The sequence below is a fragment of the Pseudomonas sp. FW305-28 genome (assembly GCF_017351395.1).
GTDB classification, from domain to species: Bacteria; Pseudomonadota; Gammaproteobacteria; order Pseudomonadales; family Pseudomonadaceae; genus Aquipseudomonas; species Aquipseudomonas fluorescens_AA.
In genome coordinates this window covers 1-14,754 of record NZ_JACNDD010000087.1, presented here as the reverse complement: position 1 = coordinate 14,754, position 14,754 = coordinate 1, and the positions used below count along the sequence as shown (strand labels likewise).

General features: G+C 63.9%; 13 protein-coding genes. 8 read left to right on the top strand and 5 right to left on the bottom strand.

Going from position 1 to position 14,754, the window contains the following annotated elements; all coding sequences use genetic code 11:
* Nucleotides 1-66 precede the first annotated feature (66 nt).
* Nucleotides 67-873, top strand: a complete 807-nt coding sequence (locus J4E53_RS19725; RefSeq protein WP_060738504.1) for an alpha/beta fold hydrolase — start codon at nt 67-69, stop codon at nt 871-873.
* A gap of 169 nt (nt 874-1,042) precedes the next feature.
* Here J4E53_RS19725 and dsbG read toward each other — a convergent pair whose 3' ends face one another.
* Genes dsbG through dsbD form a run of 3 tightly spaced genes read right to left on the bottom strand, consistent with a single transcriptional unit; the run spans nt 1,043 to nt 4,382 of the window.
* On the bottom strand, nt 1,043-1,810 hold the full coding sequence (gene dsbG, locus J4E53_RS19720) for a thiol:disulfide interchange protein DsbG (protein WP_060738503.1): 768 nt from the start codon (nt 1,808-1,810) through the stop codon (nt 1,043-1,045).
* Nucleotides 1,786-2,655 carry a TlpA disulfide reductase family protein gene (locus J4E53_RS19715; RefSeq protein ID WP_103309720.1) on the bottom strand — a complete coding sequence of 290 codons (870 nt, stop codon included), beginning with the start codon at nt 2,653-2,655 and terminating at the stop codon, nt 1,786-1,788. The genes dsbG and J4E53_RS19715 overlap by 25 nt, the downstream gene beginning before the upstream one ends.
* Nucleotides 2,655-4,382: a protein-disulfide reductase DsbD gene (gene dsbD / locus J4E53_RS19710; protein WP_103309718.1), complete on the bottom strand. Its 1,728-nt coding sequence runs from the start codon at nt 4,380-4,382 to the stop codon at nt 2,655-2,657. Before dsbD ends, J4E53_RS19715 begins: the two co-directional genes overlap by 1 nt.
* A 175-nt stretch (nt 4,383-4,557) precedes the next feature.
* Here dsbD and J4E53_RS19705 point away from each other — a divergent pair, with 175 nt between their 5' ends.
* The 5 genes from J4E53_RS19705 (at nt 4,558) to J4E53_RS19685 (ending at nt 9,170) form a co-directional block, all read left to right on the top strand.
* Entirely contained in the window at nt 4,558-5,238 is a 681-nt protein-coding gene (locus tag J4E53_RS19705; RefSeq protein WP_060738500.1) for a response regulator, read from the top strand.
* Nucleotides 5,235-6,560 carry an ATP-binding protein gene (locus J4E53_RS19700; protein ID WP_060738499.1) on the top strand — a complete coding sequence of 442 codons (1,326 nt, stop codon included), beginning with the start codon at nt 5,235-5,237 and terminating at the stop codon, nt 6,558-6,560. The genes J4E53_RS19705 and J4E53_RS19700 overlap by 4 nt, the downstream gene beginning before the upstream one ends.
* A 266-nt stretch (nt 6,561-6,826) precedes the next feature.
* A complete protein-coding gene (locus J4E53_RS19695) occupies nt 6,827-7,348 on the top strand; it encodes a GNAT family N-acetyltransferase (RefSeq protein WP_060738498.1) in 522 nt (173 codons plus the stop codon).
* A 97-nt stretch (nt 7,349-7,445) separates the two neighbouring features.
* Complete coding sequence (locus J4E53_RS19690; protein ID WP_060738497.1) at nt 7,446-8,858, top strand: aspartate aminotransferase family protein; 1,413 nt, start codon at nt 7,446-7,448, stop codon at nt 8,856-8,858.
* An 84-nt stretch (nt 8,859-8,942) separates the two neighbouring features.
* Entirely contained in the window at nt 8,943-9,170 is a 228-nt protein-coding gene (locus tag J4E53_RS19685) for an MbtH family protein (protein ID WP_060738496.1), read from the top strand.
* A 192-nt stretch (nt 9,171-9,362) separates the two neighbouring features.
* Here J4E53_RS19685 and J4E53_RS19680 read toward each other — a convergent pair whose 3' ends face one another.
* A complete protein-coding gene (locus J4E53_RS19680) occupies nt 9,363-10,259 on the bottom strand; it encodes a LysR family transcriptional regulator (protein ID WP_103309716.1) in 897 nt (298 codons plus the stop codon).
* Between the two features lie 103 nt (nt 10,260-10,362).
* Between J4E53_RS19680 and J4E53_RS19675 the strand changes: the two genes are divergently transcribed.
* Nucleotides 10,363-11,208, top strand: coding sequence for a type 1 glutamine amidotransferase domain-containing protein (locus J4E53_RS19675; protein WP_103309715.1), 846 nt, complete (start codon nt 10,363-10,365; stop codon nt 11,206-11,208).
* A 132-nt stretch (nt 11,209-11,340) separates the two neighbouring features.
* On the opposite strand, the gene J4E53_RS19670 is transcribed toward J4E53_RS19675, so the two are convergent.
* Nucleotides 11,341-12,159, bottom strand: a complete 819-nt coding sequence (locus tag J4E53_RS19670) for a pyruvate, water dikinase regulatory protein (RefSeq protein WP_003199510.1) — start codon at nt 12,157-12,159, stop codon at nt 11,341-11,343.
* Nucleotides 12,160-12,343: 184 nt separating this feature from the next.
* On the opposite strand from J4E53_RS19670, the gene ppsA reads away from it, so the two are divergent.
* Nucleotides 12,344-14,719, top strand: coding sequence for a phosphoenolpyruvate synthase (ppsA, locus tag J4E53_RS19665; RefSeq protein WP_060738493.1), 2,376 nt, complete (start codon nt 12,344-12,346; stop codon nt 14,717-14,719).
* Nucleotides 14,720-14,754: the final 35 nt, after the last annotated feature.

Sequence of the window (14,754 nt, the reverse complement as noted above, 5' to 3'; positions counted from 1 at the left end):
GACGCCTCGCCCCGCACAGCTCAGTCTTCCCAAGCTTTTTTCCAGACTCAAACAAGGAGGCCACCCATGCCCTTTGCAACGATCGACGGACAACCGCTTCACTACCTGGACCAAGGCCAGGGCCCGGTGGTGCTGCTGGGCAGCAGCTACCTGTGGGACCACAGCATGTGGGCGCCGCAGATCGAGGTGTTGTCGCGGGATTATCGGGTCATCGCCCTGGACTTATGGGGCCACGGCCAGTCCGGGCAATTGCCTGAGGGCATGACCTCCCTGGACGACCTGGCCCGCCAGGCACTGACATTGATGGATCACCTGGGCATCGACCGCTTCAACCTGGTCGGGCTTTCTGTGGGCGGGATGTGGGGGGCGCGGCTGGCGTTGGCGGCGCCTGAGCGTGTGCAGACGCTGGTATTGATGGACACCTACGTCGGCGTCGAGCCTGAGCCGACCCGCCAGTACTATTTCTCGCTGTTCGACAGGATCGAAGCCAGTGGCAGCATTCCCGAGCCATTGCTGGACATCGTCGTGCCGATCTTCTTCCGACCGGGTATCGATCCGCAGTCGGCGCTCTACCAGCAGTTTCGCGCCACATTGGCCGCGCTGCCGACCGATCGCCTGCGCGCCAGCATCGTGCCGCTGGGGCGGATCATTTTCGGTCGGGACGACATCCTGCCGCGCCTGCATGCACTGGATGCCAAGGGCACAGTGATTATGTGCGGCGACCAGGACAAACCGCGTCCGCCGTCCGAGGCCAAGGAAATGGCCGAACTGATCGGTTGCCCTTGTCTGCTGATACCGGACGCGGGACACATTTCCAATCTTGAGAACCCGGAGTTCGTGACCGAGGCGTTGCTGAAGGTCTTGCGCAGCTGATCCACCGCATCGCGAGCAGGCTCGCTCCCACTGGGATTTTGTGACCGATGCAAATCCACTGTGGGGGCGAGCTTGCTCGCGATTGCAGTGTGTCTGTCACATCAATGCTGACTGATCTGCCGTCATCGCGAGCAAGCTCGCTCCCACCGGGGGCTGCAGTGGTTGTCGGTCACTTCGGCCCGAGAATCTTCACCAGCTTGTCCGGTGACGGCGCGCCTTGCTGCTGTTGCAGGTCGCCTTTGTCATCCAGATAGAAAATCGCCGGGGTGGCGGACAGTTCCAGTTCGTCCATCAACTGCTGGTTGGCGTCCAGTTTGGCCTGGATGGCGGGCGGTATGTCCTTGAGCGGCTTGAGCGTGCTGCCCTTGCCGGCCTTTTCATGCTCGGCCAGGGTTTTTTCCGGGTCCTTGGCGGCCAGCAAGGCGGCGGATTTACCCGGGCTGTCTTCGCGGATGATGCCCACCATGATGTGGCGCAACTGCACCTTGCCGGCCTTGACCCAAGGCCGGGCCTGTTCCCAGAACATGTTGCAGTACGGGCAGTTCGGGTCGCTGAACAGGTACACCGTGCGCGGTGCGTCCTTGTTGCCGTCGGCGATCCAGTTGCTCGCTTCCATCTTCGCCCAGATGGCCTTGGCCATCGGTGCATAGACCAGTTTTTGCAGCGGCTCGGCGCTCAGGTCCTTGCCCTCGGCGTCGTACAGGTTGCCCAGCAGGACGTGCTGCCCATCCGGGGTCAGGTACAGCGCCATGCCGCGGTTCTGGTACTGCGCCGCGTAACCGCGCAACCCGTCCGGGGCCTCGAAAGTACCGACGATTTTCGCGCCCTTGGCTTCGATCTTCTTGATGGCCGCAGGCAATTCTTCGGCCTGCAGCAGCGGGGCCTGCGACAGTGCGGCGGCGACGGCCAAGGTCAGCAGGTGGCGGAGGCGGGGCATGGCGGTTTCCTTGTGGCGGAGTGGGGCGTCGTGGACGAATCCGGCGTTTCGAAGTTTTCCAGGGCGCGGGCCAGGCTCGCTTCCGACAATTCACCCAGGTGGCTGCCCAGCAGGCGACCGTCGGCGCTGTAGAACAGGGTGGTCGGCAGGGCCATGGAACCCACGGCCTGGCCGAGGCGGCCGCTGCCATCGAACAATACGTTGGTCAGGCTCAGGCCCTGGGTGGCCAGGTAGGTGCTGACGCTTTGCATGCTTTCGGCCTGGTTGACGAACAGGAAGGTCAGGTCCGGACGCTGTTGCTGGGCTTCTTCGAGCACCGGCATTTCACGTCGGCAGGGCGGGCACCAGGTGGCCCAGAGGTTGATCACCAGGGGCCCGCCCTGGTAGTCGGTGAGTTTCACGGTCTGGCCGTCGGCGGTGCGCAGGGTGATGTCCGGCAACCGGGTGCCCTGTTCATAAATCGTCAACGACAGGCTCGCCACCAGCCAGAACAGCAAGCCGCTGCCGACGCCGAAGCCCAGCGGACGGCGCAGGGCCGGGCGGTGCCGGGCCCACAACAAGGCGCCTATCAGCAGCGCCACGATCCCCGGCCAGGCGAGGAAACCGCCGTCCCGCAGGTCGACGATCTGCCACGGGTCGTCCCGGTAATGTTGCCAATAGGCGACGACGAAGCCGATCCGTGCGGCCAAAAGCCCCAGTAGGAACAGCACGAACAGCACCGACTCAGGGTTCTCGCCACCGCGCCTGGCCACCCGCCAGCCGACGAAGGTCGCCAGGGCCAGGGCGCTGATCAGCAACAGATGGTTAAGGGCGATGGCGAAGGTGCCCAGGGTGAGCGTCAGCATCAGCGCGCGTCCCGGGTGAGGTTCCAGCGCTCCAGGAACGCCTTGGCGTCGACTTCCCCGGTGATCCGCTGGCTGCGGCGCTCTTCACCGTCGGCGCCGATCCACAGCAGGCTCGGCGGCCCCGGTACCTGGTAACGGCTCAGCAACGCGCGGCTGGCGGGGCTGTCGGCAGTGACGTCGAGGCGCAGCAGGCGCACGCCTTGCAGGGCGTCCAGCACCTCGGCGCGGCCGAATACCTGTTTTTCCATGATCTTGCAGGACACGCACCAGTCGGCGTAATAGTCCAGCAGCACCCACTGGCCCTGGCCCTTGGCGGCGTCCAGTTCCCGTTGCAGGGCGGCGGGTTCGCTGACGGTGACGAACGTGTCGTGGGCTTTGACGGTCGCGCTAGCCTCGCTGCCGGCGTAGACCTTCAGGGGTTGGAAGAGATCATCGCCACCGCCCGCCGCGCCAATCACCAGCAGGCTGCCCCACAGGCCGAACAGCAACGAAGCGCTGCCGCAGAGGTAGGCCATGCGGCCGAAGCCTTCGGTCTGGCGCCAGGCGCTGTAGGCGGCGATCAACAGCAGCACGCCCCACAGTCCGATCCACAGCGAGCTGTCGATGATCGGGCGAATCATCAGCAGCGCGGTACCCAGGAACAGGAAGCCGAACACGCCCTTGAGCAGGTTCATCCAGGCGCCGGGCTTGGGCAGGAAGCGGTTGCCCACGGTCACCAGGAGCAACAGTGGCAGGCCCATGCCGATGCCCATGGTGAACAGGATCAACCCGCCGTGCAGTGCATTGCCGCTCTGGGCGATATACAGCAGGGCGCCGGCCAGCGGGGCGGTCATGCACGGGCCCACCAACAGCCCGGACAGGGCGCCGAGCACGCCGGCGCCCACCAGGCTGCCACCGCGTCGCTGGCGTCCGGCGTTTTCCAGGCGGTCACGCAGCGCCGCGGGCAATTGCAATTCGAAGAAGCCGAACATCGGCAGCGCCAGCAACGCGAATACGGCCGCGAAGCTGCCCAGCAGCCACGGTTGTTGCAGCAGTGCCTGGAGGTTGGCCCCCAGCAGAGCGGCGAGCACGCCCATGGCCGCATACACCAGGGCCATGCTGATCACGTAGCTGCCGGCCAAGGCCAGGCCACGTCTCGGCCCGGCGCCGCTGCCCACCACCAGCCCGGCCAGGATCGGCAGCATCGGCAGCGAACAAGGGGTGAACGCCAGCAGCAGGCCCAGGCCGAAGAACACCAGCAGGCTCCAGCCCAAGGCCCGTTGTTGCAGGCCGCTGGCCAGGGCCTGGTCCGGCGCCTCGCCGGTGGCCGCCGCCGGTGCGCTGCCGCCCAGGTCAATCACCTGGGTCTGGGGCGGATAGCACAGGCCGGCGTCGGCACAGCCCTGGAAACCCACCTTGATCTTGCCCGTGGCACCGGCGGGGATCTTCAGTTCCAGCGCCTGGCGATAGACTTGCTGGTCGCCGAAAAACTCGTCGCTGTGGGCCTCGCCCTCCGGCAACTTGGGTTTCTGCGCCTCGGCCAGGCCCTCGAACTTGAGCCGCTGCTTATACAGGTAGTACCCATCGGTAATCTGCCAGAACAGCTGCGTTTCACCGGAGTCCAGGCGTTCGGAGGTCAACACGAACGCCTTTTCCACCGGCAGGAAATCGGGTTTGGTTTCGAAGGGATTGGCGGCCTGGGCCAGGCCCGAGATCAGAAACAGCCACAGCAAAAACAATCGACGCATGGATAAAGCCTTAGAACGAAGCGAGTGGAAAACACAATGGCGACTGGCGATTAACCGTCGATTAACCCGGCGGCGACCGGCAGGCCGTAATGATCGCCCATGTTTGCCGTACTCGTCGCATAATGTCGGCTTAATCGGCCGGCGGCCTAATGTACCTTTTTCCACGGGGCTTACCATGCGCGTACTGGTCTGCGAAGACGATGAGTTGATTGCCAGCGGGATCGTTGCCGGCCTCACGGCGCAGGGCTTGACGGTCGAGCACGTGGCCACCGCATCGGCGGCGCGGGCGATGGTCGGCGTGGCGGAGTTCGATGTCATGGTGCTGGACCTGGGATTGCCCGATGAGGACGGTCTCAAGCTGCTGCGGCAACTGCGCCAGCAGGGGCTGGAGACGCCGGTGCTGATCCTCACCGCCCGTGACTCGGTGACCGACCGGGTCGACGGCTTGCAGGCCGGGGCCGATGACTATCTGCTCAAACCCTTCGACCTGCGCGAGCTTGCGGCGCGCCTGCACACGTTGCTGCGGCGCGTGGCGGGGCGCAGCGTCAACCTGATCGAGCACGGTCGCCTGACCTACGACCCCAGCAGCCGGGAAACCACCCTGGACGGCCAGCCGGTGGATCTGTCCCGGCGCGAACAATCGCTGTTGCAGGCGCTCTTGCACAGTCGCGGCCGGGTGCTGTCCACCGAGCAACTCAAGGACAGCGTCTACGGGTTCAACGACGAGCTGGAAAGCAATGCCCTCAACGTCCATATCCATCACCTGCGGCGCAAGCTGGGGAATGGCATTGTCGAGACCGTGCGCGGCCTGGGCTATCGCCTGGGTCCGGCCGACGGCGCAGAGTCCTCCAAGTGATGAGCCTGCGACTGCGCCTGAGCCTGACCCTCGGCGCCGCCTTCGCCCTGATCTGGGCCCTGGCCGCGGCGTGGATGCTCAGCGACCTGCGCAACCAGATGATGTTCTCCCTCGACCAGCGCCTGGTGGCCTCGGCGCGGATGGTTGCCGGGTTGCTGGAGCAGATGCCGCCGTTGCCCAGCAAGGGCGACGGCACGCACTTGAGCTCCGAGCAACTGAGCATTCCCGGCGGCATGGCCTGTCAGGTCAGTTCCTTGCGCGGCGAGATTCTGGCCCGCAGCCACGGGACCCCGGAACAGGCCCTGGAAGCCGAGAAAATGGGCTTCCACGACCAGATGATCGACGGTGCGCCCTGGCGCAGCTTCACCCTGGCCCGAGGCGACTTGCGCATCACCACCGCCGACCGCCAGATCGAGCGCGAAGCCCTGAACATGTCGATACTGCTGGCTGCCTCGGTGCCGGTGGGCGTGGCGTTGCTCGGTTGCCTGTGCCTGTTGTGGCTGGGCATCGGCCAGGGCCTGGCGCCGCTCAATCGCATGCGCGATGCGCTGATGCGGCGCAATGCCGATTCCCTGGAGCCTTTGCAGATCCATCCGCTGCCCAGCGAGTTGCGACCGTTGCTGGAGACCCAGAACCAGCTGTTCCAGCGTATCGGCAAGACCATCGAGCGTGAGCGACGGTTGACCGGCGACGCTGCCCACGAGCTGCGCAGCCCGTTGACCGCCATCAAGACGCACCTGCAAGTGGCGCGCATGACCGAGGGCGCCGCCCGCGACCAATCCCTGGCCCGGGCCGAGGAGGGCGCCGACCGCATGCATCGCACACTCGAACAGTTGCTGCTGCTGGCTCGGGTCGAAGGCAGCCTGTCGTTCGACGATGGCGTGCACTGCAACGCCGAGCAGGTTGCGCGACTGGCGATCCAGGACGCGGCCAGCAGTGAGTCCCGGCGAATCAAATTGCACTTGGCCCCAGGGCTGTCCGACGCGCCGGTGCAAATGCCGGCGGTGCTCTCCATCGCCGCCTTGCGCAACCTGCTGGACAACGCCCTGCGCCATACTCCGGACGATACCGATGTGGAACTGAGCCTGGAAATGATCGGCCAGCGCGTGCGTTTCCAGGTCCGCGACCATGGCCCCGGCATCGCCGCCGACGACATCCAGCACTTGACCCAACGCTTCTGGCGCAACGGCCAGAGCACCGGCTGCGGGCTGGGGCTGGCGATCGTCCAGGCCATCGTCCAGCGTTGCGGTTGCGGCCTGCATTTCGACAGCCGCCCGGATGGGTTGCGGGTCGAATTGACCATGCCGGTGCAGCACCCCTGATCAAACGAGGGGTTCCGTGGCGAGGGAGCTTGCTCCCGCTGGGTCTGTAGGAGCTGGCGAAGCCTGCGATCTTTTGATCTTGAACTTTCGCTTGAGATCTAACTGTCTGGGACAAGATCGCAGCCTCGTTGCACTCGTCAGCTCCTACAGGCGCACTCGGCGGGAGGTCGTTGTACATCTGCTGTAACGACCTGCCATTGGCGCCCCGGCCTTATCCGGGTCTATGTTTTTTTCAGCTCGACTCAAGGACTGAGGAAAACCGCGCCATGGACACCTTCATCGAAATCTGCACAGCCACACCCAGCGATGCCGGCATCATCAGCCGCATCGCCGAACGCTCCATCCGGGTCGGGTGTGCCGTCGAACATCGCAACGATCCCACTGTCGTCGCCGCCTGGGTACGCAACAGCACCCTCGCGCATATCCGCCCCTGGCTGGTCGACCCACGCTTGCGCCTGACCCTGGCCCGTTTGCAGGGGCGGCCGACGGGTGTCGCCATGGCCTCGGCCAGTGGCCGGATCGCCTTCTGCTACGTACAGCCGGAGTCCTTCCGCCGCGGTGTCGGCCAGGCGCTGGTGCGGGACATCGAGGCCTGGCTGCGCGGGCGCGGCGTGGCCCGGGTGCGCCTCAACAGCACCCGTAGCAGCCAGGCGTTCTATCGACACCTGGGGTTCGAGCAAAGCGCTGATGCCTTCGCCATCGGCGGGGTCAAGGCCATTGCGATGCACAAGCCACTGATCGCGCCACAGGAGAAAGTGCTGCCCGCGAGTAAATCCCCCCGTGGCTGATGCGTTTCCACTACAGGAAACCTGCATGTGCGCCTCGACCGGATGCGCACCTGCCCGGTGTGTCGTTTTGGGTCACTACGTACTGCGGGGTCGAGAGATGTCAGTCGCCAACAGCCTTATCGAAGCACAGCCGGCCCGGGTCAGCCCCGTGCCGGCCGAGACGCTCTACCAGTTCAATGAGTCGCCGCTGCTGGCTCGCCAGAGTCGGCAGGAGTCCAATGCCCGCAGCTATCCACGGCGCATACCCCTGGCGCTCAAGCGCGCCAAGGGGTTGTATGTCGAGGACGTCGAGGGCCGCACCTTCATCGATTGCCTGGCCGGCGCCGGCACGCTGGCGCTGGGGCATAACCACCCGGTGGTGATCGACGCGATCCAGCAGGTGCTGGCCGACGAGCTGCCGTTGCACACCCTGGACCTGACCACGCCGGTCAAGGACCGCTTCGTCCAGGACCTGTTCGGCCTGTTGCCGGTGGAGCTGGCCGCCGAGGCGAAGATCCAGTTCTGCGGCCCCACCGGTACCGACGCGGTGGAAGCCGCCCTCAAGCTGGTGCGTACCGCGACCGGACGCAGCACCGTGCTGTCGTTCCAGGGCGGTTATCACGGCATGAGTCAGGGGGCATTGAGCCTGATGGGCAGCCTGGGGCCGAAGAAACCCTTGGGCGCCTTGCTCAGCAGCGGCGTGCAGTTCATGCCATACCCCTACAATTACCGCTGCCCGTTCGGGCTGGGCGGTGTCGAGGGCGTGAAGGCCAACCTGCATTACCTGGAAAACCTGCTGAACGACCCGGAGGCCGGCGTGCAATTGCCGGCGGCGGTCATCGTCGAAGTGGTGCAGGGCGAGGGCGGAGTCATTCCCGCCGACCTGGACTGGCTGCGCGGCTTGCGGCGGATCACCGAGCAGGCAGGGGTGGCGTTGATCGTCGACGAAATCCAGAGCGGCTTCGGTCGTACCGGCAAAATGTTTGCCTTCGAGCATGCCGGGATCATCCCGGACGTGGTGGTGTTGTCCAAGGCCATTGGCGGCAGCCTGCCGCTGGCGGTGGTGGTTTACCGCGACTGGCTCGACACCTGGTTGCCGGGCGCTCACGCCGGGACCTTCCGTGGTAATCAGATGGCCATGGCCGCCGGCTCGGCGGTCATGCGCTACCTGCGAGAGCACGACCTGCCGGCCCACGCCGCCGCCATGGGCGAACGCCTGAGCGAGCACCTGCACATCCTGCAACGGGACTACCCGCAACTGGGCGATATCCGCGGTCGCGGGCTGATGCTCGGTGTCGAGTTGGTGGACCCGGCGGGCAAGCCGGACGCCCAGGGCCATCCGCCGGTGCATGCCCAGCTGGCGCCACGGCTGCAACGCGAATGCCTCAAGCGCGGGCTGATCCTGGAGCTGGGCGGTCGCCAGGGCGGCGTGGTGCGGTTCCTGCCACCGTTGATCATCACCCGTGCCGAAATCGACCGGGTCGCCGAGATTTTCGGGCGAGCCCTGCATGCGGCGGTCACCGAGAGCTAATTTTCAGCCGGCCCCGTACGTTCCTTTCATATCCTGGCTGCGCATGTGACGCAGCGAACCTCGAGCAAAGATGGAGAGACACCCATGACTTCAGTATTCGACCGCGAGGACATCGTCTTTCAGGTCGTGGTCAACCACGAAGAGCAATATTCGATCTGGCCAGACTACAAGGCCGTCCCCGAGGGCTGGCGTACCGTCGGTAAAAGCGGCTTCAAGAAGGAGTGCCTGGCCTACATCGAAGAAGTCTGGACCGACATGCGCCCGCTGAGCCTGCGCAAGAAAATGGACGAGCAGGCGGCTGCGACCCACTAAAATGTAGAGCCTGTGGCAGCAAGAAAGTTATCCACAGGAAGGCTGCGGGAGAATGCAAATCTTGCAGTCACATCAGAACCGCTGTGGGAGCGAGCTTGCTCGCGATAGCGGTGGATCGGCAACATCAATGCCGGCTGACACTCCGCAATCGCGAGCAAGCTCGCTCCCGCAGAGGCCGGCCGGCGTTACCAGCTATTGCTCGATCAAAAAATCAATCAACGCCCGTGCCGCCGCCGGCAATTGCCGATGGGGCGGGTAGATGATTGAAAAGGGTCGGCTGCGCCCGCCAAAGTCCTCCAGCAAAGCCACCAGTTCCCCACGCTCGATTCGCTCCCGGACAATGAATTCATAGGTCTGGCAGATCCCCATCCCGGCCTGTGCCAGGGACACGATACCCAATACATCATCGGACACTTGCACATTGCCCGCCGGCAGCCATTCCCGGTCTTCATGATTGTCGCGAAACAGCCAGGGTGCGATGCGTCCGCTGCTGGGCATTACGAAGGGCAGGCAGGCGTGGGCAGCCAGTTCATCGACGTGCCGGGGCGTTCCGGCGCGCTGCAGGTAATGCGGCGCGGCCACCAGGCACAGTCGGGCGTCTTCGAGCTTGCGCCCGACCAGGCCGCTGTCCGGCAGCGGCCCAAGGCGGATCGCCAGGTCATACCCTTCGGCCACCAGATCGACATTGCGGTTGGTGATACTCAGCTCGACCCGAACTTGCGGGTAAGCCTCGGCGAAACGCGACAGCAGCGATGGCAGGCGGTAATGACCGTAGGTGGTCGGTACGCTCAAGCGCACACGACCGGTCAAGACACCGTCCTGGCCCTGGATTCGCCGCTCGGCGTCGTCAATCAGGGCAAAGGCCGAGCGCGACTGTTCCAGGTACAAGGTGCCGGCATCGGTCAGGTTCAGGCGCCGGGTCGTGCGTCGCAACAGTTGCACGCCGAGCCGGGCTTCGAGGCGGGAGATGGCGCGGCTCAGGACCGAAGGCGTAGTGCCCAGCGCCACGGCACCGGCGCTGAGCGTGCCTTTTTCCACGACCGTGACGAAGGCTTCCACGTCGGCCAGATAATCGAATCGACGGGCCATTGTTGCCTCCAGGGGCCAAGTGATGTTCCGGTGCGCCAGTTTATCGCCGGTGAACGCATCAATACAGTGAGCGCATCTTTTATCGAAACAGCCTGGAGTCATCATGAAAAAGCTCACGACCTTGGCAACGTCTGTCGTTCTGGCGGGTATTGGCGTCACGGCCCATGCCGATAACGTGCTGGTGGTCCTGTCGGATTCCGATCATCTGGATCTGAACAACGGCAAGGTTTTCCCCACCGGGTTTTACCTCAACGAATTGCTGCAACCGGTGAAGCTGTTGCTGGATGCCGGTCACCACGTGACGTTCGCCACCCCGGAGGGCAAGGCGCCGACGCTGGACCGGTCCTCGGTGGACAAGATGTACTTCAACAATGATCCGGCGGAGCTGGAGCGCTACCAGGCGTTGCTGGCGCAACTGAACATCACTTCGGCCAAGGACTCGCCGGTGATCAGCCTGGCCCGTGTCGAGCAGATCGGTCTGGAGCAGTTCGATGCCCTGTACATTCCCGGCGGGCATGCGCCCATGCAGGATTTGCTCACGAGCGCACCGCTGGGGCGGGTGTTGACGCACTTCCATGACAAGGGCAAGACCACCGCGCTGGTTTGCCACGGGCCGATCGCGTTGCTGTCGGCCCTGCCTGATGCCAAGGGCTTCGTTGGTCAGTTGACTACCAAAGGCCAGGCCTCGGCCCCGTCGAATTGGATCTACGCCGGGTACAAAATGACCGTGATCAGCAATCAGGAAGAAGAACTGGCCAAGGGGCTGCTGGGCGGTGGGAGCATGAAATTCTACCCACAGACCGCGTTGCAGCAGGCTGGCGGGCAGTACAGCAGCAACACCACGCCGTGGACTGCCCATGTGGTGACGGATCGGGAATTGATTACCGGCCAGAACCCGGCGTCGGCGCTGGCGGTGGGGCAGGCGTTGGTTGAGCGGTTGAAACCATAGGCCGGAAGACTTCCCAACCCTTGTGGGAGCGAGCTTGCTCGCGATTGCGGCGGGTCGGCAAGATCAATGTTGGCTGACACTCCGTCATCGCGAGCAAGCTCGCTCCCACAGGTTTTCTGGCACACCGCCTGGTTATTTGAACCGCCGCTCCACCCCTTTCTCCACCAGGATCTTCGCCGAAATCTCTTCCACGGAAAAATGCGTGGAGTTGATATGGGGAATGTTCTCCCGCCGGAACAGGTTTTCCACCTCACGCACTTCGAACTCGCACTGGGCGTAGCTTGAATAACGACTGTTGGGCTTGCGCTCGTTGCGGATCGCCGTGAGGCGGTCCGGGTCGATGGTCAGGCCGAACAGCTTGTGCTGGTGGGCGCGCAGGGCGCTGGGCAGTTGCAGGCGCTCCATGTCGTCTTCGGTCAGCGGATAGTTGGCCGCGCGGATGCCGAATTGCATCGCCATGTACAGGCACGTCGGTGTCTTACCACAACGCGACACGCCCACTAGGATCAGGTCGGCCTTGTCGTAATAATGCGTGCGGGCGCCGTCATCGTTGTCCAGCGCGAAGTTCACCGCCTCGATCCGCTCCATGTAGTTGGAGTTGTGGCCAATGGAATGGGACTTGCCGACCGAGTAGGAAGAGTGCTCGCTCAGTTCCTGTTCCAAGGGCGCCAGGAAGGTGGAAAAAATGTCGATCATGAAACCATTGGACGTTGCAAGAATCTCACGGATGTCCTGATTGACGATGGTATCGAAGATGATCGGGCGGAAACCGTCGGTTTCGGCGGCTTTATTGATTTGCTGTACCATGGCCCGCGCCTTGTCGACGCTGTCGATGTACGGACGTATGAATTTGGCGAAGGTAATGTTTTCGAACTGTGCCAACAGGCTCTGGCCTAGCGTTTCGGCCGTGATGCCGGTGCCGTCGGAGATAAAGAAAGCAGATCGTTTCATTTGCGCCTTGGGCCTTAAGCTAGTGAGCTAGTGACGATTCTTGGATATGATAGGCGCGATTTGCCGGCCGCCAGTGGCCCGCATTCTCACTTATTTTCCAGGTCCAGGCCATATCGCCGGCAAGCGCTCCCCTGGAGCCGCCGGTGCCTTGAGCTTTTCCAACACAGTTAGTGGAGAGATCACCTTGGTAGAGTACGTAGTTTCCCTCGATAAGCTCGGCGTCCATGATGTGGAGCATGTGGGGGGCAAGAACGCATCCCTGGGCGAGATGATCAGCAACCTCGCCGGTGCCGGCGTATCGGTGCCAGGTGGCTTCGCCACGACCGCCCAGGCTTATCGTGATTTCCTGGAACTGAGCGGCCTGAACAAGCAGATCCACGATGCGCTCGATGCCCTGGACGTCGATGACGTCAACGCCCTGGCCAAGACCGGTGCCCAGATCCGTCAATGGATCATGGAAGCCGAGTTCCCCGAGAAACTGAACGCCGAGATCCGCACCGCTTTCGCCAAGCTGTCCGAAGGCAATCCCGATATCGCCGTCGCCGTGCGTTCCTCGGCCACCGCCGAAGACCTGCCGGATGCCTCCTTCGCCGGCCAGCAGGAAACCTTCCTGAACATCCGTGGCGTGGAAAACGTCATCCGTGCCGCCAAGGAAGTCTTCGCCTCCCTTTTCAACGACCGTGCCATTTCCTACCGCGTGCACCAGGGCTTCGACCACAAGCTGGTCGCCCTGTCCGCCGGTGTGCAGCGCATGGTCCGCTCCGAAACCGGCACCGCCGGCGTGATGTTCACCCTCGACACCGAGTCCGGCTTCCGTGACGTGGTGTTCATCACCGGCGCCTACGGCCTGGGTGAAACCGTCGTGCAGGGCGCGGTGAACCCGGATGAGTTCTACGTTCACAAGGGCACGCTGCAAGCCGGTCGACCGGCCATCCTGCGCCGCAACCTGGGCAGCAAGGCCATCAAGATGATCTACGGCGACGAAGCCAAGGCCGGTCGCTCGGTGAAGACCGTCGACGTGGACAAGGCCGAGCGCGCGCGTTTCTGCCTGAGCGACGCCGAGGTCAGTGAGCTGGCCAAGCAGGCAATGATCATCGAGCAGCACTACAAGTGCCCGATGGACATCGAGTGGGCCAAGGACGGTGACGACGGCAAGTTATATATCGTGCAGGCCCGTCCGGAAACCGTGAAAAGCCGCACCCAGGCCAACGTCATGGAGCGCTACCTGCTCAAGGAAACCGGCACCGTGCTGGTGGAAGGCCGGGCCATTGGCCAGCGCATCGGCGCGGGCAAGGTACGGATCATCAAGGACGTCTCGGAGATGGACAAGGTCCAGGCCGGCGACGTACTGGTCTCCGACATGACCGACCCGGACTGGGAGCCGGTGATGAAGCGCGCCAGCGCCATCGTCACCAACCGCGGCGGGCGTACCTGCCACGCGGCGATCATCGCCCGTGAACTGGGGATCCCGGCCGTGGTCGGTTGCGGCAACGCCACCCAACTGCTCAAGGACGGCCAGGGCGTGACTGTTTCCTGCGCCGAAGGCGATACCGGCTACATCTTCGAGGGCGAACTGGGCTTCGACATCAAGAAGAACTCCGTGGACGCCATGCCGGAGCTGCCGTTCAAGATCATGATGAACGTCGGCAACCCGGACCGCGCCTTCGACTTCGCCCAGTTGCCGAACGCCGGTGTGGGCCTGGCCCGCCTGGAGTTCATCATCAACCGCATGATCGGCGTGCACCCCAAGGCACTGCTGAACTACGACGGCCTGCCCCAGGAAATCAAGGACAGCGTCGACAAGCGCATTGCCGGCTACAACGATCCGGTCGGTTTCTACGTCGAGAAGCTGGTGGAAGGCATCAGCACCCTGGCGGCGGCGTTCTGGCCGAAAAAGGTCATCGTGCGCCTGTCGGACTTCAAGTCCAACGAATACGCCAACCTGATCGGCGGCAAGCTCTACGAGCCGGAAGAAGAGAACCCGATGCTGGGCTTCCGTGGTGCGTCGCGCTACATCAGCGAATCGTTCCGCGACTGCTTCGAGCTCGAGTGCCGCGCCCTCAAGCGCGTGCGCAACGAGATGGGCCTGACCAACGTCGAGATCATGGTGCCGTTCGTGCGGACCCTGGGCGAAGCGAGCCAGGTCGTCGACCTGCTGGCGGAAAACGGCCTGGCCCGTGGCGACAATGGCCTGCGCGTGATCATGATGTGCGAACTGCCGTCCAACGCCATCCTGGCTGAAGAGTTCCTCGAGTTCTTCGACGGTTTCTCCATCGGTTCCAACGACCTGACCCAGCTGACCCTGGGCCTGGACCGCGATTCCGGGATCATCGCCCACCTGTTCGACGAGCGGAACCCGGCGGTCAAGAAGCTGCTGGCCAATGCCATCGCCGCCTGCAACAAGGCCGGCAAGTACATCGGCATCTGCGGCCAGGGTCCTTCGGACCACCCGGACCTGGCCAAGTGGCTGATGGAGCAGGGCATCGAAAGCGTTTCGTTGAACCCCGATTCGGTGCTGGAGACCTGGTTCTTCCTGGCCGAGGGTCAGGCGGCGGTCTGATCGAGTGAAGGGACCTCACCGGTAATGTAAGCCGG

What these genes read in the sequence shown, in the direction of transcription:
- J4E53_RS19725 (WP_060738504.1), top strand. Translation starts at nt 67, where the DNA reads ATGCCCTTTGCAACGATCGACGGACAACCGCTTCACTACCTGGACCAA.
- dsbG (WP_060738503.1), bottom strand. Translation starts at nt 1,810, where the DNA reads ATGCCCCGCCTCCGCCACCTGCTGACCTTGGCCGTCGCCGCCGCACTG.
- J4E53_RS19715 (WP_103309720.1), bottom strand. Translation starts at nt 2,655, where the DNA reads ATGCTGACGCTCACCCTGGGCACCTTCGCCATCGCCCTTAACCATCTG.
- dsbD (WP_103309718.1), bottom strand. Translation starts at nt 4,382, where the DNA reads ATGCGTCGATTGTTTTTGCTGTGGCTGTTTCTGATCTCGGGCCTGGCC.
- J4E53_RS19705 (WP_060738500.1), top strand. Translation starts at nt 4,558, where the DNA reads ATGCGCGTACTGGTCTGCGAAGACGATGAGTTGATTGCCAGCGGGATC.
- J4E53_RS19695 (WP_060738498.1), top strand. Translation starts at nt 6,827, where the DNA reads ATGGACACCTTCATCGAAATCTGCACAGCCACACCCAGCGATGCCGGC.
- J4E53_RS19690 (WP_060738497.1), top strand. Translation starts at nt 7,446, where the DNA reads ATGTCAGTCGCCAACAGCCTTATCGAAGCACAGCCGGCCCGGGTCAGC.
- J4E53_RS19685 (WP_060738496.1), top strand. Translation starts at nt 8,943, where the DNA reads ATGACTTCAGTATTCGACCGCGAGGACATCGTCTTTCAGGTCGTGGTC.
- J4E53_RS19680 (WP_103309716.1), bottom strand. Translation starts at nt 10,259, where the DNA reads ATGGCCCGTCGATTCGATTATCTGGCCGACGTGGAAGCCTTCGTCACG.
- J4E53_RS19675 (WP_103309715.1), top strand. Translation starts at nt 10,363, where the DNA reads ATGAAAAAGCTCACGACCTTGGCAACGTCTGTCGTTCTGGCGGGTATT.
- J4E53_RS19670 (WP_003199510.1), bottom strand. Translation starts at nt 12,159, where the DNA reads ATGAAACGATCTGCTTTCTTTATCTCCGACGGCACCGGCATCACGGCC.